Annotated in this window: 22 protein-coding genes; 21 read left to right on the top strand and 1 reads right to left on the bottom strand. The window is 37.5% G+C overall.

Features of this window, described 5'->3' with window-relative positions; translation table 11 throughout:
* The first annotated feature begins 4 nt into the window (after window positions 1–4).
* Genes BP17_RS06445 through pyrE form a run of 5 tightly spaced genes read left to right on the top strand, consistent with a single transcriptional unit; the run spans window position 5 to window position 6,592 of the window.
* Window positions 5–1,093 carry a carbamoyl phosphate synthase small subunit gene (locus BP17_RS06445; RefSeq protein WP_035052724.1) on the top strand — a complete coding sequence of 363 codons (1,089 nt, stop codon included), beginning with the start codon at window positions 5–7 and terminating at the stop codon, window positions 1,091–1,093.
* Window positions 1,086–4,265 (top strand): carbamoyl-phosphate synthase large subunit, encoded by a 3,180-nt coding sequence (gene carB / locus BP17_RS06440; RefSeq protein ID WP_035052721.1) that lies wholly within the window; start codon window positions 1,086–1,088, stop codon window positions 4,263–4,265. The genes BP17_RS06445 and carB overlap by 8 nt, the downstream gene beginning before the upstream one ends.
* A gap of 57 nt (window positions 4,266–4,322) precedes the next feature.
* Complete coding sequence (locus tag BP17_RS06435) at window positions 4,323–5,252, top strand: dihydroorotate dehydrogenase (RefSeq protein ID WP_035052719.1); 930 nt, start codon at window positions 4,323–4,325, stop codon at window positions 5,250–5,252.
* Window positions 5,242–5,958, top strand: a complete 717-nt coding sequence (gene pyrF / locus BP17_RS06430) for an orotidine-5'-phosphate decarboxylase (RefSeq protein WP_035052717.1) — start codon at window positions 5,242–5,244, stop codon at window positions 5,956–5,958. The genes BP17_RS06435 and pyrF overlap by 11 nt, the downstream gene beginning before the upstream one ends.
* Window position 5,959: 1 nt before the next feature.
* Window positions 5,960–6,592, top strand: coding sequence for an orotate phosphoribosyltransferase (gene pyrE / locus BP17_RS06425; RefSeq protein WP_035052715.1), 633 nt, complete (start codon window positions 5,960–5,962; stop codon window positions 6,590–6,592).
* Between the two features lie 47 nt (window positions 6,593–6,639).
* On the opposite strand, the gene BP17_RS06420 is transcribed toward pyrE, so the two are convergent.
* Entirely contained in the window at window positions 6,640–8,349 is a 1,710-nt protein-coding gene (locus BP17_RS06420) for an NFACT RNA binding domain-containing protein (RefSeq protein ID WP_035052713.1), read from the bottom strand.
* Between the two features lie 199 nt (window positions 8,350–8,548).
* Here BP17_RS06420 and BP17_RS06415 point away from each other — a divergent pair, with 199 nt between their 5' ends.
* From BP17_RS06415 to BP17_RS06340, 16 genes are all read left to right on the top strand, one after another.
* Window positions 8,549–9,247, top strand: a complete 699-nt coding sequence (locus BP17_RS06415) for a carbonic anhydrase family protein (protein ID WP_035052711.1) — start codon at window positions 8,549–8,551, stop codon at window positions 9,245–9,247.
* A 435-nt stretch (window positions 9,248–9,682) separates the two neighbouring features.
* Entirely contained in the window at window positions 9,683–10,660 is a 978-nt protein-coding gene (gene trpX / locus BP17_RS06410; RefSeq protein ID WP_035052708.1) for a tryptophan ABC transporter substrate-binding protein, read from the top strand.
* Window positions 10,661–10,692: 32 nt separating this feature from the next.
* Window positions 10,693–11,583, top strand: coding sequence for an ABC transporter permease (locus tag BP17_RS06405; RefSeq protein ID WP_035052706.1), 891 nt, complete (start codon window positions 10,693–10,695; stop codon window positions 11,581–11,583).
* 7 nt (window positions 11,584–11,590) lie between these two features.
* A complete protein-coding gene (locus BP17_RS06400) occupies window positions 11,591–12,409 on the top strand; it encodes an ABC transporter ATP-binding protein (RefSeq protein WP_198022553.1) in 819 nt (272 codons plus the stop codon).
* A gap of 370 nt (window positions 12,410–12,779) precedes the next feature.
* Window positions 12,780–13,226, top strand: a complete 447-nt coding sequence (locus BP17_RS06395; protein WP_035052702.1) for a MarR family winged helix-turn-helix transcriptional regulator — start codon at window positions 12,780–12,782, stop codon at window positions 13,224–13,226.
* Between the two features lie 68 nt (window positions 13,227–13,294).
* Complete coding sequence (locus tag BP17_RS06390; RefSeq protein WP_035052700.1) at window positions 13,295–13,609, top strand: hypothetical protein; 315 nt, start codon at window positions 13,295–13,297, stop codon at window positions 13,607–13,609.
* Window positions 13,610–13,691: 82 nt separating this feature from the next.
* Window positions 13,692–14,210, top strand: a complete 519-nt coding sequence (locus tag BP17_RS06385; RefSeq protein WP_035052698.1) for a type 1 glutamine amidotransferase domain-containing protein — start codon at window positions 13,692–13,694, stop codon at window positions 14,208–14,210.
* 371 nt (window positions 14,211–14,581) lie between these two features.
* On the top strand, window positions 14,582–15,319 hold the full coding sequence (locus tag BP17_RS06380) for a methionine ABC transporter ATP-binding protein (RefSeq protein WP_035052696.1): 738 nt from the start codon (window positions 14,582–14,584) through the stop codon (window positions 15,317–15,319).
* Window positions 15,312–15,998: a methionine ABC transporter permease gene (locus tag BP17_RS06375; RefSeq protein ID WP_035052694.1), complete on the top strand. Its 687-nt coding sequence runs from the start codon at window positions 15,312–15,314 to the stop codon at window positions 15,996–15,998. Before BP17_RS06380 ends, BP17_RS06375 begins: the two co-directional genes overlap by 8 nt.
* 32 nt (window positions 15,999–16,030) lie before the next feature.
* Window positions 16,031–16,885, top strand: coding sequence for a MetQ/NlpA family ABC transporter substrate-binding protein (locus tag BP17_RS06370; protein WP_198022516.1), 855 nt, complete (start codon window positions 16,031–16,033; stop codon window positions 16,883–16,885).
* 318 nt (window positions 16,886–17,203) lie between these two features.
* The gene (locus tag BP17_RS06365) at window positions 17,204–17,797 is read left to right on the top strand and encodes an ECF transporter S component (RefSeq protein ID WP_035052691.1); all 594 of its coding nucleotides are present in this window, start codon (window positions 17,204–17,206) and stop codon (window positions 17,795–17,797) included.
* A gap of 1,207 nt (window positions 17,798–19,004) precedes the next feature.
* Entirely contained in the window at window positions 19,005–19,670 is a 666-nt protein-coding gene (locus tag BP17_RS06360; RefSeq protein WP_035052689.1) for a YrrS family protein, read from the top strand.
* 158 nt (window positions 19,671–19,828) lie between these two features.
* The gene (locus BP17_RS06355) at window positions 19,829–21,079 is read left to right on the top strand and encodes a GTPase (protein ID WP_035052685.1); all 1,251 of its coding nucleotides are present in this window, start codon (window positions 19,829–19,831) and stop codon (window positions 21,077–21,079) included.
* Between the two features lie 442 nt (window positions 21,080–21,521).
* Entirely contained in the window at window positions 21,522–22,208 is a 687-nt protein-coding gene (locus tag BP17_RS06350; RefSeq protein WP_035052683.1) for a SatD family protein, read from the top strand.
* Window positions 22,209–22,955: a DUF3307 domain-containing protein gene (locus BP17_RS06345; protein ID WP_035052682.1), complete on the top strand. Its 747-nt coding sequence runs from the start codon at window positions 22,209–22,211 to the stop codon at window positions 22,953–22,955.
* Between the two features lie 168 nt (window positions 22,956–23,123).
* The gene (locus BP17_RS06340) at window positions 23,124–26,018 is read left to right on the top strand and encodes an insulinase family protein (RefSeq protein WP_035052680.1); all 2,895 of its coding nucleotides are present in this window, start codon (window positions 23,124–23,126) and stop codon (window positions 26,016–26,018) included.
* Window positions 26,019–26,459 lie beyond the last annotated feature (441 nt).

Raw genomic sequence — 26,459 nt, 5'->3', positions numbered from 1 at the left:
GAAAATGAAACGATTATTACTGCTAGAAGATGGAAGTATTTTTAAAGGAAGAGGTTTTGGCTCTGCAAATGATGCAACCGGCGAAGTCGTTTTTTCAACGGGCATGACAGGGTATCAAGAATCCATTACGGATCAATCCTATAATGGCCAAATGTTGATCTTTACTTATCCCTTGATTGGGAATACCGGAATCAACCGAGAAGATTTTGAATCCATTGACCCAACCACGAAAGCTGTGATCGTAAAAGAATTTGCGCGCGTGCCCTCTCATTGGAAAACTCAAATGAGTTTAGATGAATTCTTGAAAATCAAAAACATACCTGGAATAGCGGGTATCGATACAAGAAAGCTCACACGACTGATTCGCGAACAAGGAACGATGCGCGGATTGATCATTGATGCTGAAGATGATATCAAGCATGCCTTTGATCAATTAAAAGCGACTGTTTTCCCACCGAACCAAGTGGCTCAAGTGTCAACCACTCGGCCATACGTTAGTCCAGGTGAAGGCAAACATGTGGTTGTGATTGATTTCGGACTAAAACATAGCATTTTAAAAGAATTAAATAAAAGAGATTGTCACGTGACGGTACTGCCTTATGATACAACGGCTGAAACGATCCTCAGCTTACATCCAGACGGAGTGATGTTGACTAACGGTCCAGGAGATCCGACTTCCATCCCAACGGTACTTACGATGATCCAAAGCATCCAAGAGCAACTGCCCGTATTTGGTATTTGTTTAGGTCATCAATTGATAGCGTTAGCCAATGGAGCTAGTACGTTTAAAATGAAGTTCGGTCACCGCGGATTTAATCATCCAGTTAAAGAGATCGCAACGGGACGAATCGATTTCACTTCACAAAATCATGGCTATGCAGTCGACGCCAATTCGATTGATAAAGAAAAACTGCTTGTGACCCATATCGAATTGAATGACGAAACGGTAGAAGGAATCAAGCACCGCTATCATCCCGTGTTCAGTGTCCAATACCACCCGGACGCTGCTCCTGGACCACACGATGCGGCTCACTTGTTTGATCAATTTATGGAATTAATGGATGCTTGGAAGGAGACAAAAAAGAATGCCTAAACGGACAGATTTAACGAAAATCATGGTGATTGGCTCAGGGCCGATCGTTATTGGTCAAGCAGCTGAATTCGATTACGCGGGTACTCAAGCGTGTCTAGCTTTAAGAGAAGAAGGGTACGAAGTCGTATTGGTCAACTCTAATCCAGCTACGATCATGACGGATAAAGAAATTGCGGATAAAGTTTACATCGAACCGATCACCTTAGAGTTTGTCTCGCGTATCTTACGCAAGGAACGCCCAGATGCTATCGTGCCAACGCTAGGCGGACAAACGGGACTCAACATGGCTATGGAATTAGCCAATTCTGGCATCCTTGAGGAATTAGGTATTGAATTGCTTGGAACCAAATTAAGCGCGATCGACCAAGCAGAGGATAGAGATTTATTTCGTCAATTGATGCATGAATTAAATGAACCTGTACCCGAAAGCGATATCGTCCATACCGTTGCAGCAGCTTTGTTATTTGCTGAAAAAGTTGGCTTTCCAGTCATCGTTCGTCCAGCCTTTACCTTAGGGGGAACTGGTGGAGGAATTTGTGATAATGAGGAAGAGTTGAAAGAGACCGTTACGAATGGGCTAAAATTATCGCCAGTTAGTCAATGTTTAGTCGAAATCAGTATAGCTGGCTATAAAGAAATTGAGTACGAAGTGATGCGAGACAAAAACGATAATGCGATCGTGGTCTGCAACATGGAAAATTTCGATCCAGTTGGGATCCATACCGGCGATTCAATCGTTTTTGCTCCCACCCAAACTTTAACGGATAGAGAGCATCAAATGCTACGCGATGCATCCTTAAAAATTATTCGCGCTTTAGAGATTGAAGGAGGGTGTAATGTTCAATTAGCCCTTGACCCAGCTAGTTCAAATTATTACATCATTGAAGTGAACCCGCGTGTCAGTCGCTCTTCAGCTTTAGCAAGTAAAGCAACGGGTTACCCAATCGCTAAATTAGCCGCAAAAATCGCCGTCGGTTTAACGCTTGATGAGATGAAGAACCCAGTGACTGGGACAACGTATGCTGAGTTTGAACCCGCACTTGATTATGTCGTTGCGAAGATCCCGCGTTGGCCGTTTGATAAATTTGAACACGGCGATCGTCGACTTGGGACACAGATGAAAGCTACAGGTGAAGTTATGGCAATCGGCCGGACACTCGAAGAGGCGTTGTTAAAAGCGGTACGTTCGCTAGAAATAGGAGCACCTCATGTCTTATTAGAGGAAGCTTCCCAAGCCGAAGATGAAGCGCTGATTGAAAAAATCATCAAAGCCGAAGATGATCGCTTATTCTACTTGGTAGAAGGTATTCGCCGCGGCTATACGATTGAAGACTTGGCAAACTTAACCAAAATAGATTTGTTTTTCTTAGATAAGTTGCTACATGTTGTAGAGTTAGAAGAGGAACTGAAGCAACATGTTAAAGATATTGATGTATTGACTACGGCCAAAGAATACGGCTTCTCGGATAACGCGATTGCTCAATTATGGAATATTACCGAACGAGAAGTGATGGCTATCCGCTATGAACATGCGATTGTCCCGGTTTACAAAACAGTCGATACATGTGCAGCAGAGTTCGAATCCAACACGCCTTATTTCTATAGTTCGTATGAAGAAGAAAACGAGAGCATCGTGTCAGAAAAGCCATCGGTTTTAGTTTTAGGATCTGGTCCCATTCGAATCGGACAAGGGGTAGAATTTGATTACGCCACAGTCCACTCGGTTAAAGCCATCCAACAAGCAGGCTATGAAGCCATCATCATGAACAGCAATCCAGAAACCGTTTCGACTGACTTTTCAATTTCAGACAAATTGTATTTTGAGCCACTGACTTTAGAAGACGTGATGCACGTCATTCGCCTAGAGCAACCCATTGGTGTGATCGTTCAGTTCGGAGGGCAAACAGCCATTAACTTGGCAGAGCCGTTAACGGAAATGGGTGTGACCTTATTAGGAACGCGTGTAGAAGATTTGGATCGAGCTGAAAATCGTGATTTATTTGAACAAGCCTTGAATGAACTTCAAGTTCCTCAACCCTTAGGAGCGACAGCGACAACTGAAAAAGAAGCTGTCGCCATTGCCGATCGAATCAACTACCCCGTGTTAGTTCGTCCAAGTTACGTTTTAGGCGGGCGTGGGATGCAGATCGTAGACACACAGCCAGATTTAGAAAATTACATGCGAAATGCAGTCAAAGCTTCACCTGAACACCCCGTTTTGATTGACCGCTATTTAGTCGGAAAAGAAGTGGAAGTAGATGCGATCTGTGATGGGGAATCGGTCCTTATTCCGGGCATTATGGAGCATATTGAACGCTCGGGTGTCCATTCAGGAGATTCAATGGCCGTTTATCCGCCTCAATCCTTGTCAAAAGAAATCCAAGATACGATCGTCGACTACACCACGCGCTTAGCTCTTGGTCTGAATTGTTTGGGCATGATGAATGTTCAGTTTGTGATCAATAACGATACGGTCTATGTCATCGAGGTAAATCCTCGTGCCAGTCGTACGGTGCCGTTTTTAAGTAAAGTGACTGGGATTCCGATGGCTCAAGTAGCGACAAAAGCAATTTTAGGCCAATCGTTAAAAGAACAAGGGTATACCGATGGATTGTACAAAGAGTCTGCGCTGATCCATGTAAAAGCTCCCGTGTTCTCCTTCACTAAATTGCAAAAGGTAGACGCCTTACTAGGACCTGAAATGAAATCGACAGGAGAAGTCATGGGAAGCGATACAACGCTAGAGAAGGCCCTTTATAAAGCTTTTGAAGGAAGCTACATGCATTTGTATGACCATGGATCGGTTTTATTCACCATCTCTGATGAAGATAAAGAAGAAGCCCTAGCCTTAGCCAAACGTTTTTATGAGATTGGCTACACGATCGTAACAACGGAAGGGACCGGACAGTACTTCGCGGAACATCACCTGCCCGTAAGAATCGTGGCAAAGATCCAACAAGCAGCTGATGAGACCGTATTGGGTCTTATCCAAGAAAACAAGGTTCAAGTAGTGATCAATACGATGACTATCGGAATCGGGGTAGTAAATGATGGGAAAGTGATCCGGAAAGCAGCCATCGAGCAAGGCATCCCTTTATTAACGTCACTGGATACAGTATCAGCCATTCTTAATGTACTTGAATCACGTAACCTCATGACTAGCCCGTTATAATTAACAGGTTAAAAAGATAACAAGATCCATCGGACTAAAAAAAATGGGGGCTATTAAATGAATCGCTTAGCAGTAAAACTACCAGGACTAGAGTTGAAGAATCCGATTATGCCAGCCAGTGGAACATTTGGTTTTGGCGAAAGTTACCTGGACAAGTATGATTACGATTTATTAGGTGCCATCATCATTAAATCAACGACGATTGATGCCCGTGCTGGGAATGCGAATCCACGCTACCACCATTTAGAAACGGGGGTCTTGAATGCAGTAGGTTTGAAAAATCCGGGTGTAGATGTGATCGTAGCCGAAAAGTTGCCTGTATTAGCTCAATTTAATACACCAGTGATCGCAAGTGTAGCCGGTACAACGATTGAAGATTACTGTGAAGTCACAAAAAAATTGTGCCAATCTCCGGTAGTCCGGGCACTTGAGATCAATGTTTCTTGTCCAAATGTAAAAGAAGGCGGATTAACTTTTGGTTCTAGTCCGGAATCTGTTTATGAAATCACTAAAGCCGTTAAAGAAGTGGCCACCGTTCCAATCTATGTTAAGTTGACTCCGAATGTAACCAATATCGTAGAAATAGCCCAAGCGGCTGAAAAAGGTGGAGCGGATGGGATCAGTATGATCAATACGGTATTGGGAATGAGCATTGACCTAAAGACCAAAAAACCTGTCTTAGCGAATAAGACAGGCGGACTTTCTGGTGCAGCCATCAAACCGATCGCGATCCGGATGGTCTATCAAGTCTCGCGGGCAGTATCGATTCCCATTATTGGCATGGGCGGACTTTCAACCGTCGATGATGTGCTTGAGATGTTTATGGCTGGGGCCAGTGCAGTCGCAATTGGTACGGCGAATTATGCTAATCCAATGATTTGCAAAGAATTGATCGAGGCGTTGCCTAAACGAATGGACGAGTTGGGCATTGCATCTATTGAATCACTGATAGAAGAGGTAAAGGCAGGCCAAAAAGATGACAAATAGGCCCATTATCGCGTTAGATTTTGAAACGTTGCCTCAAGTTAACCAGTTTCTAGACCAGTTTAATACGGAATCGTTATTTGTTAAGGTGGGGATGGAATTGTTTTATCAAAACGGACCGGAGATCGTAACAAGACTTAAGCAGTTAGGTCATAGTGTTTTTTTAGATTTAAAACTGTACGATATTCCTAATACGGTCCAACGTTCTATGAAAGGAATAGCTGCATTAGAGGTCGACATGCTAACGGTCCATGCTGCGGGCGGACGAGCAATGATGGAAGCTGCGATGGAAGGAATCGTTTCAGGCACACCAATTGGTCAGAAACGGCCTAAACTAATTGCGGTCACCCAATTAACTTCGACCACACAAGAAGCCATGCAGCAAGAACAACTGATTCCTGTGTCCTTAATGGAGAGTGTCATCCATTATGCCAAACTAACGCGATCAGCAGGGTTAGATGGTGTCGTTTGTTCTGCTTTAGAAGCACGCAAAATAAAAGAATATACAGCTAATGAATTTTTATGTGTCACTCCAGGAATACGTCCAGAAGGAATCGCTATTGGCGATCAAAAACGAGTCGCTACGCCCGCTATGGCTAAAAAAGAAGGAGCTTCCTATATTGTTGTTGGCCGTCCTATCACGCAAGCGGAAGACCCTTTAGCGGCTTATCAGGCAATAAAAGAACAATGGAATGGAGTGAACAAGTAACATGACGAATGAAAAAAAGATCGCTGAAAAACTGTTAACGATAGAAGCGGTAAGTCTAAATCCCACAGATCCCTTTACGTGGGCTAGTGGAATGAAAAGTCCAATTTATTGTGACAATCGAATTACGATGAGTTACCCAGCAGTGCGCCGGGACATAGCAAATGGATTAGCCGAAATGATCAAAGCCCATTATCCAGAAGTAGAAGTTATTGCTGGAACGGCAACGGCTGGCATTCCTCATGCGGCATGGGTAGCAGAATTATTGGATTTGCCGATGGTTTATATCCGAAGCAAAGCGAAAGATCATGGCAAAGGAAATCAAATCGAAGGGCGAATAGCGCCTAATCAGAAAATGGTCGTAATCGAAGATTTGATTTCCACTGGGGGAAGTGTCATTGAAGCGGTGAAAGCAGCAACCAGCGAAGGAGCTCACGTTTTAGGAGTTGCTGCAATCTTTACTTATGAGTTACCACAAGGAATAGGGAATTTTTCGGAAAATAAGATTCAATTAAATACGTTGACCAATTATTCTGCTTTGATTGAAGTAGCATTAAAAAAAGGACTAATTGATGCAACTGAAATCGCTCTTTTAAAAGAGTGGAAAAAAGATCCAACCAATTGGCTAAATAAATAAAAAAGTAACGCACACCTTTTTTAACAGGTATGCGCTACTTTTAGTTTTTACTCTTTTAATTGGTTCACTAACTCTTTATCAGGTGTTACAAATACGGTCCGTTGCCCCTCGTAAATGACAAAACCTGGTTTTGCACCATTTGGTTTTTTTATTTTCTTTACTTCAACATAATCTACTGGAACGGATGCTGATAACTGTGATTTAGAAAAATATGCCGCAATATTAGCAGCTTCTAAAATCGTTTCTTCACTAGGATCAGCAGATTGGATTATCACATGTGACCCAGGAATGTTTTTTGTGTGTAGCCAAATATCGGATTTTCGTGCTGTCTTAAGGGTTAACTGATCATTTTGTAGATTGTTTTTCCCAACTAAAATCGTTGTCCCATCTGAAGATTGGTACTGATCTGGCTTGCTTAATTTAGCTTGTTTTTGTTTTTTCTTCGTTTTCTTTTTCTTGATATAGCCTTGCTGGATCAATTCTTCTTTAATATCCGCCATATCTTTTGGAGTAGCTAATTCCACTTGGGTTGAAACGGATTCCAAATAAACGATTTCTTCTTGCGTTAGCCGCATTTGTTCGTTTACAAATGCGATTGCATTTTTTAATTTTTGATATTTCGAAAAATATTTTTGCGCATTTTGAGAAGGTGTTTTTCTTGGATCAAGCGGAATCGTCATTGGTTTTTCTTCATCATAAAAGTTCGTTAAGGACACTTCTTTTTGTCCTTTAGTCATTTTATAAAGATAAGCCGTCAACAATTCGCCTCGTACTCTATAATCATCGGCTAATTCTGTTTCAGCTAACGTGTTTTTGAGTTTTTTCATCTTTTTCTTATTGCGTTGAAGTTCTGTTTGAATCAAATGGATCAGATCTGATCCTTGTTGCTTAACACGGTCTCGGTCTGCTTTACTTTCATAGTATCTATCTAACAATTCACTCAAAGTAGAAAGGCCCACCCGTTCTCCTTCAATACTTAAATAGGGAAGGGGAGTGAAAAATTCTTTTTTCGGACCAATCGTCAAGGTTGGAGAAATATTCCCTTTACGAACACTGGTCATAAACGAATCAAATAAGACCGGTAAATTTTGAACGTTATTTTCGCTACGATACAAAAGTTCCTTAGCTGTATCCGCACCGATTCCTTGATAGAGATGTTGCAATCTTTTTTCATACGGTAACTCTTGATCTTCAAACGAAGTCATTAATTCAGCAAGTTCAGCACTACTTGTTTCAAAAGGATTCAATTTATCTTGATGGGGCGGAGTTTGGTACGTAGCCCCCGGCATAATAAAGCGAAACGAATTTTGACTAGTCGGAACATGTTTGATTGTATCTAAAATGCGTTGTGTGTCTTGCTCAATAAGCAATATATTACTATGGCGACCCATTAACTCTACGATCAAGATAACATTTTGGACATCTCCGATTTCATCTCGACTTTTAAATCTAAAATGGATGACACGATCATTGCCGACTTGTTGGATATCTTCTAAGATAGCTCCTTCAAGATGTTTTCTCATGATCATACAAAAATTTGGGGGAGAGCTTGGGTTTTCGTAAGGAATTTCCGTTAATTGAATACGGGCATAGCTTGGGTGAGCGGATAATAGCAGCTTATGATTTTTACCATTTGCTCGCATAACAATAATCATTTCATTTGGATAAGGCTGATGGATTTTTGATACTCGTCCATTTTTTAGTGCGGTGCTTAATTCATCTACCATCACATGGGTAAAAATACCATCAAATGACATATATATCCCTTCTTTCGTAATCAATTGTTTCAATCGATTCTATTTAACTAATAGAGTCAGTTAGTCCTATTAGTGCTGTATTTTTAATTATACCACTTTTTGTAAGAAAAATGGTATTAGAAAATTAGTACGAAATAGTTGCAACCTTTTCACAAAAAAAGTTACAATAATTCTTGAAAGCCTGTAGGAGGGGAAACAAATGGAATGGAATTACCAAGGAGATAGAGGACCAGACAATTGGAAAACGATTTGTTCCGCTTTTTATCAAGCAGAAACAGAAAGTTTGCAATCGCCCATAGCGTTGGATGAGGATCAGATAACCTCAACGATTTCGCAGCAGTCGCTGATATTTAACTATAATAAAACGTTATTTGAATCATCTTTTTTTACCCATACAGTTCATTTATCACCAAAAACAAATGAAAAGCTGAACACCGTTATATTTAATCACAAAAGATATTTTTTAGAAGATCTGCATTTTCATTTGCCAAGCGAGCATGAAATCAATCAGGAATCCTTCCCATTAGAACTTCATCTAGTTCATCGCTCTGCGAAGAATGAGCTTCTTGTGGTTGGTGTGACAGTATTGCCATCTGAACGTCCAATGAATACACTATTTGCCGCAGTGGATGAAAGAGCATTACAACCACGCGTAGCTGGCAGAGGACTAACAGTTCCAATTGAATTGACACGGTTGTTGCCTGAAAACAAACAATTTTTTCATTATGCAGGATCATTGACCACACCTCCAACTTCTGGACCAGTAGATTGGATCGTATTTCGTCATCAAACATTTATGCGTCAAGGCTTGCTTCAAGCTTTTAAAAGGACTATCGGAAAAACAAATAGACCATTGCAGCCTATAATGGATAGACCAATTTACTTATCAAATCACTAATTGTAATTAAATTCTCATTTAAAGCTTGACACATATACGAACATTTAGTAAGATAACTTTAATAGAAAAATAACAAAGGAGTTCTTATGATGATGATCAACTTTTCTTATGATGCACAATTGAATAGCAGTTGGCAAAGCCAAGATAGATAGGTTGATCCATGAGAACGCTCATAGATGCAACCTTCAGTATACTGAATGTATGTATCTATGTTGGTTTATTTGAAGATAAATTAGACTTCTGATCCACATAGAGAGAATAGTTCATTCTATTTCTATGTGGATTTTGTTTTGCAAAAAACAACTTCCACGTATCTTTTGTGGCAGTTGTTTTTTATTAATCTAATTTAAGAGGTGTAGAAAATGGAAAAGAAGCGATGGCGATTGTATTGAAAAAAACAAACGGAAATCAATAATTACTGGGGGATAAAAAGAAATGAAAAAAATGATTGGGTTCATTATTGGCTTGACAGCACTTTTAACGATTGCCTTCTTTACTTCTTCAAATGAACTAGAAACGACGGAAATGGATAAACCAATAGTTGGTATTTTACAACTCACTAGTCACCCAGCATTAGATCTGATCTATCAAGGAACGGTAGATGCACTAAATGATGCCGGATATATTGACGGAGAAACAATGACATTAGATTTTCAAAATGCTCAAGGAGATCAAAGTAATTTGAATTCAATGAGTACTCGTTTCGTCAGCAGAGGGGCAGCTGTTATGGTCGGTATTGCAACTCCTTCTGCACAAGCATTAGCGAACAGCTCACAAGAGATACCGATTGTATTAGGAGCGGTCACTGACCCTGAAGGTTCAGGATTAGTTGCTAATAATGATGCCCCTGGAGGGAATATAACGGGTGTGAGTGACTTGACACCAATCGAAGAACAATTTTCATTGATTACAGAAATTCTTCCCGAAGCTCAAACAATCGGTATCTTATATTCTTCTAGCGAAGATAATTCAATCGTTCAAGCAGATCAAGCGATTGAGATTGCGAAAGAAATGGGACTCAAAACCGAAGTAATGACTGTTTCATCAACAAATGATGTCTCACAAGTTGGAGCTACATTGGCTTCGCAAGTAGATGCCATTTGGGTACCGACAGATAATACGATAGCCAGTGCAATGAACACACTCGTTTCAGCTTCTGATCAAAATGGTATCCCTATTTTTCCAGCTGTAGATACGATGGTTGAAGAAGGCGGATTAGCTACTGTGGGATTAGATCAATATGCATTAGGACGTTTGACTGGGGAAATGGTTGCGGCAATCTTAGATGGCGACTCAGATCCGGCAACGACACCTATTCGTTACCTTGATCAAGGTGAGATTATTATAAACGAGGAGAAAGCCAGCGAGCTTGGTATTACTATTCCAACTCAATTACTAGAACAAGCAAAATAGACAGATTAATTAGCGAGGGTGGAGGAAGTCAAATGGATTTAATTGTTACTGCAACAGCACAAGGGTTATTATGGGGAATGATGGCTTTAGGTATTTTTATTACCTATCGTATTTTAGATCTACCAGACATGACCGCAGAAGGTTCTTTTCCTTTAGGAGCCGCTGTATGTGCTCAACTTATCATTTCAGGTGTTCATCCTTTAGCGGCGACGGCCATTGCATTTTTAACAGGAACTTTGGCTGGGGCGGTTACTGGATTTTTAATTACGAAAGCCCATATTCCTGGCTTACTAGCTGGAATTTTGACTATGACTGGATTGTATTCAATTAATTTACGGATAATGGGTCGTGCAAATTTAAGTTTACTTGGAACAGAAAAGTTAACAGATTTTTTCACTCGATTTAACTTACCAGGCCAATTTGATACGATCTTTATGGGAATTATTCTGGTAGTTATTATGATTACTTTACTTGTCTTATTCTTTAAAACAGAACTTGGTCAAGCCGTTATTGCTACTGGAGATAACGAAAAAATGGCACGCTCGTTAGGAATATCAACAAATCAAACAAAAATGCTAGGTCTTATGCTTTCAAATGGACTTATTTCCGCTGCTGGTGCGTTGATCGCACAAGATAATGGTTATGCTGATATCAGTATGGGAATAGGTACGATCGTTATCGGTTTAGCATCAGTAATCATCGGAGAAGTTATTTTTGGCAACTTATCTTTTGTTAATCGCCTCATATGTGTTATCTTAGGAGCCATTATTTATCGCTTCATTATCATGTTTGTGTTATTGATCGGCCTACAACCAAATGACCTGAAAATCATTTCAGCCGTTATATTAGCTTTATGTCTTGCATTGCCAAGCATACGTAATCGGTTTAATCTAAATTTCTTCCAAAAAAAGGAGTTGTTGTAACATGAGTATTGCACCCGTCTTAACTTTAAAAGGAATCGTTAAACAGTTTAATAAAGGGACAGCCAACCAGAATACGGTATTAAACCAACTAGACTTAGAAGTAAAAAAAGGGGACTTTATTACTATTATTGGAGGCAATGGAGCTGGTAAATCGACTTTGTTGAATAGTATAGCAGGGAATTTCATGATTGATCAAGGAACGATCATGCTTGGGGAAAGAGACTTGACCACTTTGAAAGAAGAAAAACGGGCCGGATTTATTGGACGTGTCTTCCAAGATCCCGTAATGGGAACTGCACCTCGAATGACTGTAGGCGAAAACTTAGCTATTGCTTATCGCAGAGGCAAGAAGCGGTCTTTACGAAAAGGTACAACCGATAAAGAACGCGAATTCTTTAAAAGTAGTTTGTTTGAATTAGGTTTAGGTCTAGAAAACAGGTTAGATAGTGAAATGGGATTATTATCGGGTGGACAACGACAAGCTATTGCTCTTTTGATGGCTACTATGAACAAACCGGAACTTTTATTATTAGATGAACACACGGCAGCATTGGATCCTAAAACAGCTAAAATTGTTTTACAGCTCACTCAAAAGCGAATCGAGCAAGAAGAATTAACCGTTTTAATGATCACTCACAATATGAATGATGCTTTAAATTATGGCAATCGATTGATCATGTTAGATGGCGGTCAAGTCATTGTAGATTTATCTGGTGAGGAAAAAGCAAACTTAACTGTTTCGGATGTGTTGGTTCTTTTTCAAACGGCAACAGACAAAAAAGATGGGTCTGGCCAATTGCCAGATGAACTTTTATTAAGCCGCTAAATTAGTGTTTATCTTTTTAAAAAATTCTTTTGGAATGAGTGGATTTGCTTGTAGTGAGCCATGGGAACACCTTAGGCCTTAAAAGAGAAAGTCTTTCAAGCTCCAAACACAGCGTAATCGTTTAAAAGCTATCGTTTTGTAATTCTCATTGAATCCTCTACATGGTTACAAGCAACTCTATTCTGCTAGAAATTTTTAGTGAGTGATTTAATCAGTTACACTGAAAGTATAAATCCGTTTTTATCTTTCCAAAAAAAACCCGAGATATATTCTTGGGTTTTTTATTTTCAATCGACATTTAAAGGCTATAGTTGTATAATACATATAAATCAATTGTATTATACAACTACACTGATATAGGAGGATTCTGATGGAAAACCAGCCAGAAATACCCATACACTCGTTGATCGAACGGTTTATCGAATTTAATCAAAATTATCTGAGGTTAGAAAAACAATTGCTCGCCAAATATAAGATTACTAAATCAGGTTTTTCAATTATGTCGGTTATTAATGATGAAAAAATATCTCTAAATGAATTGTCGGATCAATCCGATTTAGATAAATCTACTCTAAGTAGACAAGTTAAAAATTTAGAAAAAAAGGGTTTTATAACGAAAGAACCTGGAACTGACAAACGATATATGTATCTTTCTCTAACTACTGAATCACGAAAACTTATTCTTGCATATTCATTTGAGTTTGAAAAATCCTATAGTCTAATTTTGAAAAGTTGGCCAGCTGATGAAAAACAACTTTTACTTGTACTAATGGGGAGAGTGAATAGAAGTATCCAGTCTTTTCAAGTAGTAGAGTAGCAGAAGTTTACAATTACTTAAAAAGCACTTACAATTACAAAAGAATGAATAAGAAAGGGGACGAATAAATGGATCCAAAAACACTTAATGCTTTATCAAAGGAAGATTTAATAGAGCTTGTCATTAATCAGAGTGAAGAATTAAAAGAGCAAGATATCCAATTAGAAGCTGAAGTAGAAGAAAATCGATTTATAAAAAGTCTCGGTTTTGTAGATGGTTACAAAAACTATCAAAATTACTTTATTCGTTTTTTTGAAGATGAGAGTGATGGAACAGCTAAAAAAGGGAGCGTTTTTTTAGGGATTCTAGAAGATTTCATCAATGATTATGGTAGCGAACCGGTTCGTGAGTTGACGGAAGAGTTTATCGAAGAACATATTTAAGGTGCTCATTAGTTGCGCTTCATAGGCAGAATTGATAGACTACACTTATGTTTAACGTGAAAATTTAAAGGAGGAATAGATTGTGTCTGTAGAAAACAAGAAACTGATTGCTTTAGTCAGTGATGACTTTGAAGATTTAGAACTATGGTACCCTGTTTTGCGCTTAAGAGAAGCTGGAGCGACGGTACATCTAGTAGCCGAAAAGAAAGATACTGTTTATCATGGGAAGTACGGTGTACCAGTAACGTCTGACTATAGTTTTGAAGAAATCACTAAAGAAGATTACGATGGTATTTTAGTTCCTGGAGGTTGGTCTCCTGATAAATTAAGACGCTTTCCTAAAGTTATTGAATTTGTCCAATATTTTGACCAACAAAAGAAACCTATCGGACAAATCTGTCATGCTGGTTGGGTATTGATCTCAGCAGGGATCCTTAAGGGAATAAATGTTACGAGTACTCCAGGAATAAAAGATGACATGACGAATGCAGGTGCAATTTGGCATGACGTTCCTGCTATTACAGATGGTCACATCATTTCAAGTCGCAGACCTCCTGACCTTCCAGAATACATGAAACAATACATCGCTTCATTTGAATAAATGAGTTCTCGTATTGAGTGCAAAAGACTAGGAATCGTTTCTGGTCTTTTTTTTTCGGGAATTTTAGAAAACAAATGGATAAAATGAATAAAGCGAACCAATAAAAACAATATTGTCTTTTAAAAAATGGGTTAAAAAAAAAAAAACCTTATTAAGCCAACGTTTTACTCATACTTTTAATTAATAGATTTTTTAAAATTCGCTGTAGAATTCAACGTTTCATTGCTTCTATTTTTGAAAATATCTATACTATGATTTGTGTGAAAGAAAGTACACGTTTCTGTTAAGTTCTATGTTTAGGAAAGAAATGTTTTTAAGCGTTTTATTTTAGTAAATGTAACTAGGTTAAAAACAAGAGGTGGTGTCCTTATTTGATTGAGCTAAAAGGTATTTCAAAAAAATTTAATGGGCAAAATGGCCAATTCAAAGCGGTGGATGATATTAGTTTGTCTATTGAAAAAAATGAATTATTTGGAATAATTGGGGAGAGTGGGGCTGGAAAATCAACTTTACTACGTTTTATTAATGCTTTAGAAAAACCTGATGGTGGGCAAGTACTCGTTGATGGTGTGGACGTCCAACAATTGACAAAAAAAGAATTGCGACTGCATCAAAAAAAAATCAGCATGATTTTCCAACAATTTAATTTGCTTAGCAATAAAACAGTGGAAGAAAATATTCATTTGCCATTGGAAATGTATGAGTATGAGCATACTTTACCAATGGAAAAAGTTTTGGATTTTGTTGGTTTGAAAGATAAGCGGCACAGTTATCCTGCTGAGCTGTCTGGTGGGCAAAAACAGCGCGTCGGTATTGCTCGTGCATTGATTACCCGTCCAACCATTCTATTATGTGATGAACCAACATCTGCATTAGACCAAGGCACAACGAAAGAAATTGTCGATGTTTTGAAAAAAGCTCATCAACAATTCGGGATGACCGTAGTGATCGTGACACATGAGCTAGAAGTTATAAAAGAATTATGTACTCGTGCTGCGGTGATTGAAGAGGGAAAACTAATCGATACGATTCAAGTGAAGCAAAAAATAAATCAAAAAGAATTCCAATCGTATCACCAACGGGCATTGGAGGTGTTAGGAGATGTCTAATACGTTTGAAATTTATACTGAGCGTGTCATTGATTATGCGCCAAATTTGATTGAAAGTCTTTATGAAACAGGTATCATGATGGGCTTTGCAATGGTTGCGGCTATTATTTTAGGACTGCCATTGGGAACTTTACTTTTTTTGACCGCAAAAGGTAAACCAATGGAAAATAAGGTCTTATATCGCTTAGCAAATGTCTTTGTCAATATCATTCGTTCTTTTCCTTTTTTACTATTGGTGATAGCTATGCAGCCCGCCATCCGGTATCTTTACGGACGTGCAACAGGTGACCCAATTGCTGCTTCATTTCCAATGATGCTTATTGCCATTGTTTTATACGCGCGTTTTGTTGAGCAGTCATTGATTGACGTACCTAAGGGCGTAATAGAAACGGCTCAGTCAATGGGAGCCACTATTCCTCAACTAGTATGGAAATTTTTATATGTGGAAGCAAGAAGTTCTTTATTGATCGGCTTTACGACTGCTTTTGTTAGTTTCATTTCGTACTCTACTATTATGGGAGTAATTGGCGGTGGTGGAATTGGAGATTTTGCGATTCGCTATGGTTACCAACGGTATGAAACAGATATTATGTATACGGCAATTGTTATTATTATTATTTTCGTAGTCTTTGTACAGTGGTTAGGACTACAAATCGCTCGAAAAATAGATAAACGATAGTAAAATTCATATTTTAAAGGAGAGAGTTTATTATGATAAAAAAAGGATTAGTTTTAAGCAGTTTAGCATTATTATTAGCAGCGTGTGGTACAGGAGATTCAGATGAGTCAACTGAAGTCGCTTCAAGTGAAGGATCAACTGATCAAGAAGAGATTGTGATCAAGGTTGCTTCACATTTGCCACCGATGACTGATATTGTTGAGATTGCTGGAGATGTTATTGAAGAACCGTATAAAGTGGAGTTAGTGGAAGTATCAGATAATATCCAATACAATGAGGCCCTTTTGAATGATGAAGTAGATGCCAACTTTGCCCAACATGAACCATTTATGGAAAAATTCAATCAAGAGCGTGAAGGTGATTTAGTGGCACTTCAAACTATTTATAATCCGATTGTCGGTTTTTATTCACCTGTTTATGATTCCGTTGAGGAAATTGAAGATGGCGCAGAAGTTGCTCTTCCTAGCGACTCTTCTAATGAAGCACGAGCTTTGGCGATACTAGAAGATTATGAATTGCTAACATTGGATCCAGAAGTAAATAAATATGAAGTAACTGCAGATGATGTAACAGAAAACCCTCATAATTTTACATTTACACACATTGACCTATTGAATTTAACTGGTGCTTATGAAGATGGAGTAGAATTAGTTTTTAATTATCCTACCTACATTGACAGTATTGGGTTAACAACGGAAGATGCATTGATATTAGAAGATGACGAAGACCTTACTTTTGCTTTACAATTGATTACACGAGAAGATAACCAAGATTCAGCTGAAATTCAAGCTTTACTTAAAGCTTTTACTTCTCCAGAAGTGCATGATTACTTGGATGAACTCTCAGAAACCGGTCACTTAGAGCCAGCTTTTAACGTAGGCGAGTAAAAATCAAGTTGGACTTTAGCGTATTTCTATACTAATAAGAGAAAATGCTTAAGGATGGATAGACTTCAAAAATTTGTGTGAAACCTCATTTTTGAAGTTCACTACCTTGAGTTTTTTTATGCTTAGATGAATTTATTTATTAGGCAACCTATTCTACTGGACTGTAAAAAAATAGATAGGATTCTGAAAATAGACGTATGCCTTTTAGTGCGTTAATGGACTTGAAAGCAAAGAAATTTATAATGATATTCTTAACAGAATAATGTAAAATAACAATGGATACAAAAGAAGTAAATTTTTATAGAAAGAAGGGATACGGTGTACAAAAAAAATAGAAGCGCTTATAGAACCGCTATTTTAGGTATTCTTACAGCTATTGTTATTATTCAAAATTTCGTTCCACTACTGGGATATATTCCTATCCCTCCTTTAAATCCTACAATCATTCATATCACTGTTATTGTGGTTTCTATTACGCTTGGAACAAAAGATGGCATGATTATTGGATCTGTTTGGGGGGTAACACGGATGATCAAGGCCTTTACAATGCCTGCTTCGCCATTTGATTATTTTTTATGGAGAAATCCAATTATTGCAGTTATTCCTCGAATCCTTGTGGGATTTGTGGCTGGATATGCGTATAATGTATGTAAAAAAAGATTTTCAAAAGATTCAACAGCAATGATTGTTTCTTCGGTTTTAGCCTCATTAACGAACACAGTTACCGTTTTAGGTTTGATTTATGTGATCTATGGTGAAACCTATGCTTCACTTTTAGAAGTTGATTACTCGAATCTTTTAGGAGTATTAGCAACAGTTGTATTAACAAACGGTGTGGGTGAAGCAATAGCAGCTGCTATTATTGCACCCATTATCGCACGCTCGTTGAAAAAATTTAGAACTAATGAATAAAACAAATTTTCTTCTGTAATAGACGGGTTTGCTTCTGGAGCCATAGGAACGCCTGTGAGTGTCATTCTAAAACGTGTTCCAAAAAGCAGACCAACGTCCACTGTGTCATGACTGTAGTTGCTTCAGCTACGCACAGGCATGATACACGTAGGCGTAGCCTACATGCTTTCGCAAGGTGGTCAGTGACCATCTTGTGCTTATTCGTTCCAGTTGCCCTAGCTCTAGTGGCTTTAGCCACATTAGAGCTAAGGTATGCGTTAGAAGATTTCGGGTCTGAACGTTTTTAGTCAAACGCTCTCCAAGCAAGTCGTAATCGCGCTAAAACGCCAACGGTTTGTAATTCTCATTGAATCCAATGCACGGCTACAAGCAACCCTATTCCGCCAGAATTTATGGGTGAGTCATTTAATTAATTTATATTTCCATACCAAAAATTATATAATCCTATAAAAAAGCTATAAAAATTGGTTTGCCACTTTATTAGAGTAAAGCATCCTGGTTTTATGGCTTATTTTTTAGTTGCATTATAAAAATAAAGTTAGCCACAAAGGCCATAATATAAAAATGATCTGTGAATTTCATATTTATTTTCCCACTATTTCTTAGTACAATCAATGTAAAGTGATTGATTGTCAATACGTTTGAAATGTATCATAAAAATATAGATACATAGTTCTAAGTAATTCCATGTATTGACTATATGGAATTAAATATCGTCTTTGCTCAACATATTTAAAACAGAGTAATGCCGCTGTTTTTGTATGGGATTCCCTAAGAAAGAAAATCCTATGAGTAGTTATGATAATTTGATTGTCGCGTAAGCTTTTACAGTTCTTGTTTTAAAAAATCTCGTCAGACAAAAAAAGGTAACCATCTAAGCTTTAGCGAGTAGGACGATTTCTTCTGTATTATGTTCTATAGTTGCTGCCGTCTTTAACGGTTTTATCTAAAAGAAAGATAAGTTGACGCATATCTCTCTTTTCATTCATAGTTTAATAGGTCTAACGCTATTTCCCAATAAAAAAACGCTCTTTAAGAATCCTTTTCGAACAAAAATAACAGTTAAAGACAAAGAAACTTAGAAACGAAATAGAATGGTAATACTAGTTTAACGTATTTAATCCATTTCAATGGTATACTAATTTAAGTAGTTTTTAGAAATACTGAAAACAGAATGAAAATTATTTAAGAAGATTGGGGACTCAACATGAAAAATTCTAAAGATAATAAAAAGAATACTCGTTCAAATAAATATGATAAAGAAAGAAAAACGGTAAAAATATTGACTTTTGCAGTAGTGATTGCGGCCTTAATCGTTGTTATATTGTTGATAATGTCACTTTTTAGTGGAGGAGATAGTCAGCAAGAAGGAATAACTGAGAGTTCAAGTGTAGTCATAGAAGATAGTAATGATTCAACTCAAAGTGAAGCACAAAGCTCTGAAAGTAGTTCTGAGAGCAGTTCTGAGAGCAGTTCTGAATCAGTAGCAAGTGAATCAGCGGAGTCAGAGGAAAGTGAAGAATCTGAATCTGATGAGAAAGAAGAAGCTGAACCGACCGATGATAATGTAGCAGAAGCATATACAGAGGATTGGAAACCAGTAGAAACGGAACAAGAAGGAGAACATACAACTAATTTTAACGAAGGTTCTCAAGACCGTATCGAAATCAAAAAAGCTGCAGCAGTTGCAACTGGCTTAAATGAATCAGATATGACTGAATGGTGGGTTGGAAATGGCGGGGAAGGGCAGGTAGTAGCAACTGTCTCAGATAGTGACCAAACAAAAACGTACCGCGTATACTTGAACTGGATAGACGGTGAAGGATGGCAGCCAGCGAAAGTAGAACAATTAAAAGAAAATGATAAACGATAAAAAATTAAAAAACCTAACTGTGGCTCTATTACAGTTAGGTTTTTTAGTTGATAATGATTTGTAGGCACATATTTATTTCTTCAAGATAGAGATAATGGTAAAATCAAGTATAGACTAAAAGAATGTGTTTGCTTTTTTTAAATAAACGGAGGGTTATTATGAAGAATTTAGATAAAAATTTCAATATGGTTCAAGATATTTTAAACAAAACCGAAGAAGAGCTAAAAAAGATGAGCCCCGTTAACGTGTTGGTAATCGGGAAGACAGGAGTAGGGAAGAGTACATTAATCAATAATGTCTTCAGAGAAAATCTAGCTTTAACAGGTATTGGAAGACCTATAACGAAGCATTTAAGACGTATTTCTAAAGAAGGAATCCCAATGGTTTTGTATGATACTAGAGGGTTAGAATTGAGTCTAGAAGTACAAAAAGAAATAAAAGACGAGGTTTTTGATACTATTAAAGAAAAGAAGAAATCAGGTATTAAGGAAGAAATCCATATTGCTTATTATTGCATTAATGCAAATTCCTCTCGTATAGAGCCTACAGAACTTGAATTAATCAGTGAATTGAGTGGGAAAATTCCAGTAGTTATTGTTTTAACTCAGTCTATTGGTGAATCTGCAACATTGTTTAAAGAGTACATTGAAAATTTGAATTTGCCGATTTATGGTGTGGTAGCTGTTATGGCTGAAGATTTTAAAGTAACGGAAGATTTTTCAGTTTCATCATTTGGCTTAAAAGAATTGATTGAATTAAGCTTTGAAATTATACCGGAAGAGGTAAAAAAAGCTTTTAACAATGCCCAACAAGTAGATATAGCTCGCAAAGCTAATTCCGCGCGCAGTTGGGCGTTAAGATACATTGGAACATCATTTGGAGTTGGTTTTTTACCAATACCTTTTTCTGATGCATCCGTTCTTGTACCTATGCAAGTAACTTTATTGGCTCATATCACAGCAATATTTGGTATTTCAATGGATAAATCAACCATTGCAAGTCTTGTAGCAGCAATAGGTGGGACTGGCGGAGCGACCTTTGCCGGAAGGTATATCGTTTCTAATGTTATAAAAATGATACCTGGTGCAGGTACAGTCGTTGGAGGATTCATTAGTGGTTCAACAGCTGCAATCATTACAACCGCTCTTTCTATGAGCTATATTGAGGTGTTGACCATTATAGCTGCTGGAGAAAAAGATGGAAAATATCCAGATCTCAAAAACATTGAAATTTTAATGAGAGAAAAATTTCAAGAACGGTTAAAAAAAGGTTCTAAAATCGATAAAAAAATTGATATAACAACTGACTTACCAAAAGAAAATTTAGAATTAGACGATTCAAAAAAAGATTATTTTTTAAGTAAATTTAAAAGGTTGATCAAGCGAAAAAATTCTAAAAATGATTCATAACTACAGTTTGTTCTAAATTAAAAAAATAGCAAAAAATACTTTAAAACCAAAATAATTATTTTGGTTTTTTCATTAGTTACACTAATTCTATATTAATTCCTTTCAGAAAATCTTACTCTTGGTCACCGAAACCTCTACATCATATTGAATAATAGTCAGTTCATCAACGATATAAACTTTACAGTATTTACGAAAAAAAGTAATGGATTAGAGCTTTTTTAAGAAAGTAGCCACTTTTATCAGTTAATAATAAGAAGAGTTAAGGGATCGGAATTTTTTTACAGTTCTATGTAGTTAACCATAATTTATTTATGTTAACTACATAGAACGATTTAGCACTATTGAATGATGTTCCCTTTAAAGATTCATTCTTAGATGAATTTTATATAAAGATTCACTTTAAGGTGAATCTTATGGTATAATCAAAGAAAGAGGTGATCAGATGACCAGACAAACTGTAGGGACTCCATATGCAGCCATTATAGGGGATATTAAAGACTCTCGTAAAATTGCGGATCGAAAAGAAGTGCAAGAACAATTTCATTCTATTTTGCAAATAATAAATGAGAAATATGCAGAAGACATTGCTTCTAATTTCATTATTACTTTAGGAGACAGCTTCCAAGGATTACTAAAAAATAAACAAGTGATTTTAAGCATTATTTTTGAAATCGAATTGTCCATGGCTCCCATTGAATTACGATTTGGCATTGGCTTAGGCAGTATCAGTACACCGATCCAACGAGATAATTCTATGGAGATGGATGGCACAGCCTACCACCGCGCAAGGCAAATGATTGAAACCATTGAAGGAAATGAAAATAAATATACCACAAGCGAGACCAATATGATGATTTGTTCCGGAGAAGGCTATCAACGAACAGATCAGCTATTGAATACTATTCTGTCACTGGCCACAGCCTTGAAATCAAAGTGGTCTGCTAGACAAAAAGAAGTTATGTATGCTTATTTCACGCATGGAGAAAATCAATATAAGACAGCTGAAGAATTAGGAATTGGCCAATCTAGCGTTAACAAAGCTCTGAATACAGCGAAATATTATACCTATAAAACAGCTTTGAGAAACGCTAGCCACTTTTTAATTCAAGATATTGAGGAGGATGAATAGTTGAATCAAGTCGTATGGATAGTATTATTTATCGGACATATCTTGGGAGATTTTTATTTCCAATCGTCTGCGTTAGCGAGAGAAAAGGAAGTATCTGGTAAGAAATTAGTGCTCCATTGTTTTATCTATTTGATCACTATGGTAGGTGTGATTATTCCTATTTTTAGTTGGCCTTTATTGAAAGTGGTCATAGGGATTTCAGTGCTGCATCTCATGATAGATGGTCTGAAATTTTTGCTTACGAATCGCTTTTTCATTCGTAATGAGAAAGATACGGCTATCTTTCTAGTAGACCAAGGGTTACACATCCTTGTATTACTTGCGGCAGTTGTCTATATCACAGTATCTTATATAGAGATTGAATATATGCCAGGATTAGAGACCTTGTCGAGCAGTTTAGATTTGGATATGAAAAATATTTTGTCATGGATACTGATTCTATTGGTGATGATCCGGCCATGTAGTGTAACGATAAAAAAAGTATTGAATCACTATCGACCAACCAATGAAAATCAAGTAGATGAGGGTATCCCAAGTGCGGGGGCGTTGATTGGTGTTTTTGAACGTTTCTTTATTTTGCTGATGCTGTATGCTAATCAATTTACTGCTATTGGATTTGTTCTGACAGCGAAGTCTATTGCTCGGTACAATAAAATTTCAGAAAATCCTCAGTTTGCAGAATACTATTTATTAGGAACCTTATTGAGCACTTTGTTGATTCTAGTCAGTTACTTCTTTATTTTCTGATGATGCAGCTGTAAAAGAATCAATTGCTGAGATTCGCTTATTGTTGAATCATTGGACTTTTGAATTGGTATTTAAATAATCAAAGTAGCATTTGTTCCTTTATGTATTATAAACTATAAGGACAAGGTGTAAAATAAAGTCATTACGCATAAGGAAAAGGAGAATTCTATGGTATTTAAGCAAATTGAGACACAAGAGTTACCGGATATTCAATCCGTGGGAACCATTTATGAACACGTTGAGACAGGAGCCAAGGTTTTTTATCTAGCAAATGACGATTCCAATAAGGCGTTTACGATTGGGTTTAAGACACCTCCGTATAACGATAACGGAATTGCTCATATCATAGAGCATTCAGTTTTAAATGGATCTGAAAAATACCCTTCAAAAGAACCATTTGTTGAATTAGTCAAAGGGTCATTGAATACGTTCGTCAATGCAATGACTTTTTCAGATAAGACAATTTATCCAGTTGCTTCTACTAATAAAAAAGACTTTATGCATTTAATGAGTGTTTATTTAGATGCTGTGTTTAAGCCGAACTTTTACGGTAATGCACAAATATTAGCGCAAGAAGGTTGGCATCATCATTTAGAGTCAGCAGAAGATGACCTGATTTATAAAGGCGTTGTTTACAATGAAATGAAAGGGGCGACAGCCTCTCCTGAAAGACAAGTTCAACAGCAGTTGACTCATCAGTTGTACCCCAACAGTATTTACCGTCACGAATCTGGTGGAAATCCAAAAACCATCCCTAGTTTAACGCAAGAAGAATTTGTTGCGTTCCATCAAACTTATTACCACCCAAGTAATTCTCTGACTGTCTTATATGGAGACATTGATAAAAAAGAAACTTTTGCTGCATTAGAGGACTATTTCAGTGGCGCAGGCAAACAGAGTGAAAAAGTCGACTTATCTTTTGAACCAGCTGTTCCTGATGATGCTGTATTTGAAGATACTTACTCAATAACTGCAGGAGATAACCCTGAAGGAAAAGATTATTTGGCTTTAGGGTGGCATGTATCTGAACCGAACGATGTACTGGATATGTATGGACTAGAAGTTTTGGAAGAGATTTTATTTGGCAATAATCAATCACCGCTTAAAAAAGCTTTATTGGATGCGGATATAGGTGGAGACATAATAGGTGGCGTTGCTGATTTTGGCTATCCAACGGGATTTATGATCACTGCTAAATATTCTGATGCTTCTAAGATGACTCGATTCAAAGAAGTTGTTCAAGAGACTTTAAAACAGTTAATGACTGAAGGGATTGACGAAGGGCTGATTGATTCAGCGTTGAATAAAATTACTTTTCAAACGAAAGAAGCGGCTATTTCGGAAGACAACCCACGTGGAGTCATTTATGCCATCAATGCTTATCAATCTTGGTTGTATGACAAGAGCCCCTATGTGAACTTGCAATTTTCGGGCTATTTGAAAGAATTAGCAGCATTGGCAGGTAGGGGGTATTTTGAGCAACTGATCAAAGAAAAACTATTAAACAATCCTTTGCGTACTGCAGTGATTTTAAAAGCTGAACCGGGTAAAAGCGATCAATTTGAAGCCAAATCGCATCAGCAATTGCAAGAATATAAAGCTAATCTATCAAAAGAAGAAATCGATAAAATGATAGCTCAAACACAAGAATTGATCAAGCGTCAAGAAACGCCGGATAAACCGGAAGATCTAGCAAAGATTCCAACACTGACGAAAGAAGATTTAAGCACACAGGTAGAAGAGTATCCACTAACGGAAATTCCTTTTAATGAAGGAACTCATTTTTATCAGGCTGGACAATTCACTTCCGGCATTGATTATCTTAGTTTGTACATTGATTTGAAAGATGTTGCAGCCGAAGAATATCAGTGGTTGAGTTTATTGAGTCATCTGCTTGGGAAGCTAGCCACTGAGAAATATGATGTCGCAACTTTGCAGCGTCAAAAAGATTTGTATACAGGCGGTATTTACGGAAAGATAGATATTTATGAAGATAAAGCAGGACAGCTGCAGCCTTATTTTGTTTTACACGGAAAATCTTTGGAATCTTCTTTTGAGGAATTGGTCTCATTAATGCAAGAAATCCTGTGCCACACGCAATTTGAAAATAAAGATGAGATTTTGAAAATCACGCAACAGTTGATTTCTAATTTCGAACGACGCATTAATTCCAGTTCCCATGTGCTAGCTGCAAACCGGGCCTTGAGTCAAGTGAAATCTTCAGCCAAATTAAATGAACTGATCAGTGGAATGGATCAATTCCTTTTTTTGAAAGACATTCGTGCTGATTTACAATCCAATAAGTCAAAAGAGGCAACAGAGCGTATCAAGCAGACAGTAAAGGGTTTGCTAAATAAAAATCGTTTGAACATTTTATACGTCGGTGAGAAAGATCGAGGAGTATTGGTCAAAGAAAAATTACAAGCAGCATTTTCTGAGTTGCCTAGTGTTGAATTAGGTGAACCAGCCGTCATTAATCCGGGTGCGAAGCAGCATGAAGCTTATGTCACTGCTCAAGACGTGAACTATGTAGCTGTTGCTTCAAATGCCAATGATAAATTTGACTACACTGGCGCAGCGAAAGTATTGGCAACAACTATTCGTTACAGTTACTTGTGGAATGAGATACGTGTCAAAGGTGGTGCTTATGGTTCGCTTTATAACCATCAACGAACTGGTGAATTTGCCTTGAGTTCTTATCGTGACCCCAATATCCGTAAAACATTAGAAACCTATAAAGGTTTGCCAAACTATGTAGCACAAATGGAGTTGTCTGACAGCGAATTATTAAAATACATTATTGGCACGATCAGTCCCATGGAACAGCCAAAATCAGCTTTCAGCAAAGGTTTAACCGCATTCAATCGTCTAAAAACAGGCGTGACTCGTGAAGAGTTGGTTCATTTGAAGGAAGAGATTCTAGCGGTTGATTCAAATGCCTTACAGATGCTTAATAAGATCCTAGACAGTGTATTGGAAGAGAGCACGGTGGTCGTAATAGGGAATAAGGGCCAAATCGAAACCGAAAAAGACTTGTTTGATAAAGTATACGAACTGTATTAATAAAAGAGGTCATGAAGTCACGGCTTTAGTGCAATAAGCTTCAAAAGCGTATGAGAGTTTCTAGGAGATAACATTAACAAGCATAAAAGTTAGATAAAAGTAGGGGGAGAGAGGAGAAATAACCTTCTCTCCTCTCTTTTTATGTCGAATAGTAGGAGATAGCATCGCAGGTATAAAATAGTTCTCGAGAGGATACTATTATTTTACTAGCAAAAATAAAGGAATCAAGCGATTTAATCGCTAAAGAAGAATCCATTCAGCTTTATATGTATGAAGTATTTACGGAATTATTAGGAGATAAATTTATATATCTCCGATTGTAAAATTAATGGATAAAAAAGCTCTATTAGAAGTGCTTGAATATCTTGCAGCTAACAAAAATAAAGAATATAACTCCTCAGCAGTTATATTCTTTAAAGAGCTAAACACTATTAAATTAAT

Source organism: Carnobacterium pleistocenium FTR1 (assembly GCF_000744285.1).
Taxonomy (GTDB): domain Bacteria; phylum Bacillota; class Bacilli; order Lactobacillales; family Carnobacteriaceae; genus Carnobacterium_B; species Carnobacterium_B pleistocenium.
This window is presented reverse-complemented; position numbering and strand designations above follow the sequence as displayed.

Bases quoted from the DNA above. Each gene is read 5' to 3' on its own strand.
- pyrF (WP_035052717.1), top strand. From the start codon at position 5,242: ATGACAAATAGGCCCATTATCGCGTTAGATTTTGAAACGTTGCCTCAA.
- BP17_RS06435 (WP_035052719.1), top strand. From the start codon at position 4,323: ATGAATCGCTTAGCAGTAAAACTACCAGGACTAGAGTTGAAGAATCCG.
- BP17_RS06420 (WP_035052713.1), bottom strand. From the start codon at position 8,349: ATGTCATTTGATGGTATTTTTACCCATGTGATGGTAGATGAATTAAGC.
- trpX (WP_035052708.1), top strand. From the start codon at position 9,683: ATGAAAAAAATGATTGGGTTCATTATTGGCTTGACAGCACTTTTAACG.
- BP17_RS06405 (WP_035052706.1), top strand. From the start codon at position 10,693: ATGGATTTAATTGTTACTGCAACAGCACAAGGGTTATTATGGGGAATG.
- BP17_RS06340 (WP_035052680.1), top strand. From the start codon at position 23,124: ATGGTATTTAAGCAAATTGAGACACAAGAGTTACCGGATATTCAATCC.
- BP17_RS06350 (WP_035052683.1), top strand. From the start codon at position 21,522: ATGACCAGACAAACTGTAGGGACTCCATATGCAGCCATTATAGGGGAT.
- BP17_RS06375 (WP_035052694.1), top strand. From the start codon at position 15,312: ATGTCTAATACGTTTGAAATTTATACTGAGCGTGTCATTGATTATGCG.
- BP17_RS06390 (WP_035052700.1), top strand. From the start codon at position 13,295: ATGGATCCAAAAACACTTAATGCTTTATCAAAGGAAGATTTAATAGAG.
- BP17_RS06360 (WP_035052689.1), top strand. From the start codon at position 19,005: ATGAAAAATTCTAAAGATAATAAAAAGAATACTCGTTCAAATAAATAT.
- pyrE (WP_035052715.1), top strand. From the start codon at position 5,960: ATGACGAATGAAAAAAAGATCGCTGAAAAACTGTTAACGATAGAAGCG.
- carB (WP_035052721.1), top strand. From the start codon at position 1,086: ATGCCTAAACGGACAGATTTAACGAAAATCATGGTGATTGGCTCAGGG.
- BP17_RS06445 (WP_035052724.1), top strand. From the start codon at position 5: ATGAAACGATTATTACTGCTAGAAGATGGAAGTATTTTTAAAGGAAGA.
- BP17_RS06415 (WP_035052711.1), top strand. From the start codon at position 8,549: ATGGAATGGAATTACCAAGGAGATAGAGGACCAGACAATTGGAAAACG.
- BP17_RS06370 (WP_198022516.1), top strand. From the start codon at position 16,031: ATGATAAAAAAAGGATTAGTTTTAAGCAGTTTAGCATTATTATTAGCA.
- BP17_RS06355 (WP_035052685.1), top strand. From the start codon at position 19,829: ATGAAGAATTTAGATAAAAATTTCAATATGGTTCAAGATATTTTAAAC.
- BP17_RS06395 (WP_035052702.1), top strand. From the start codon at position 12,780: ATGGAAAACCAGCCAGAAATACCCATACACTCGTTGATCGAACGGTTT.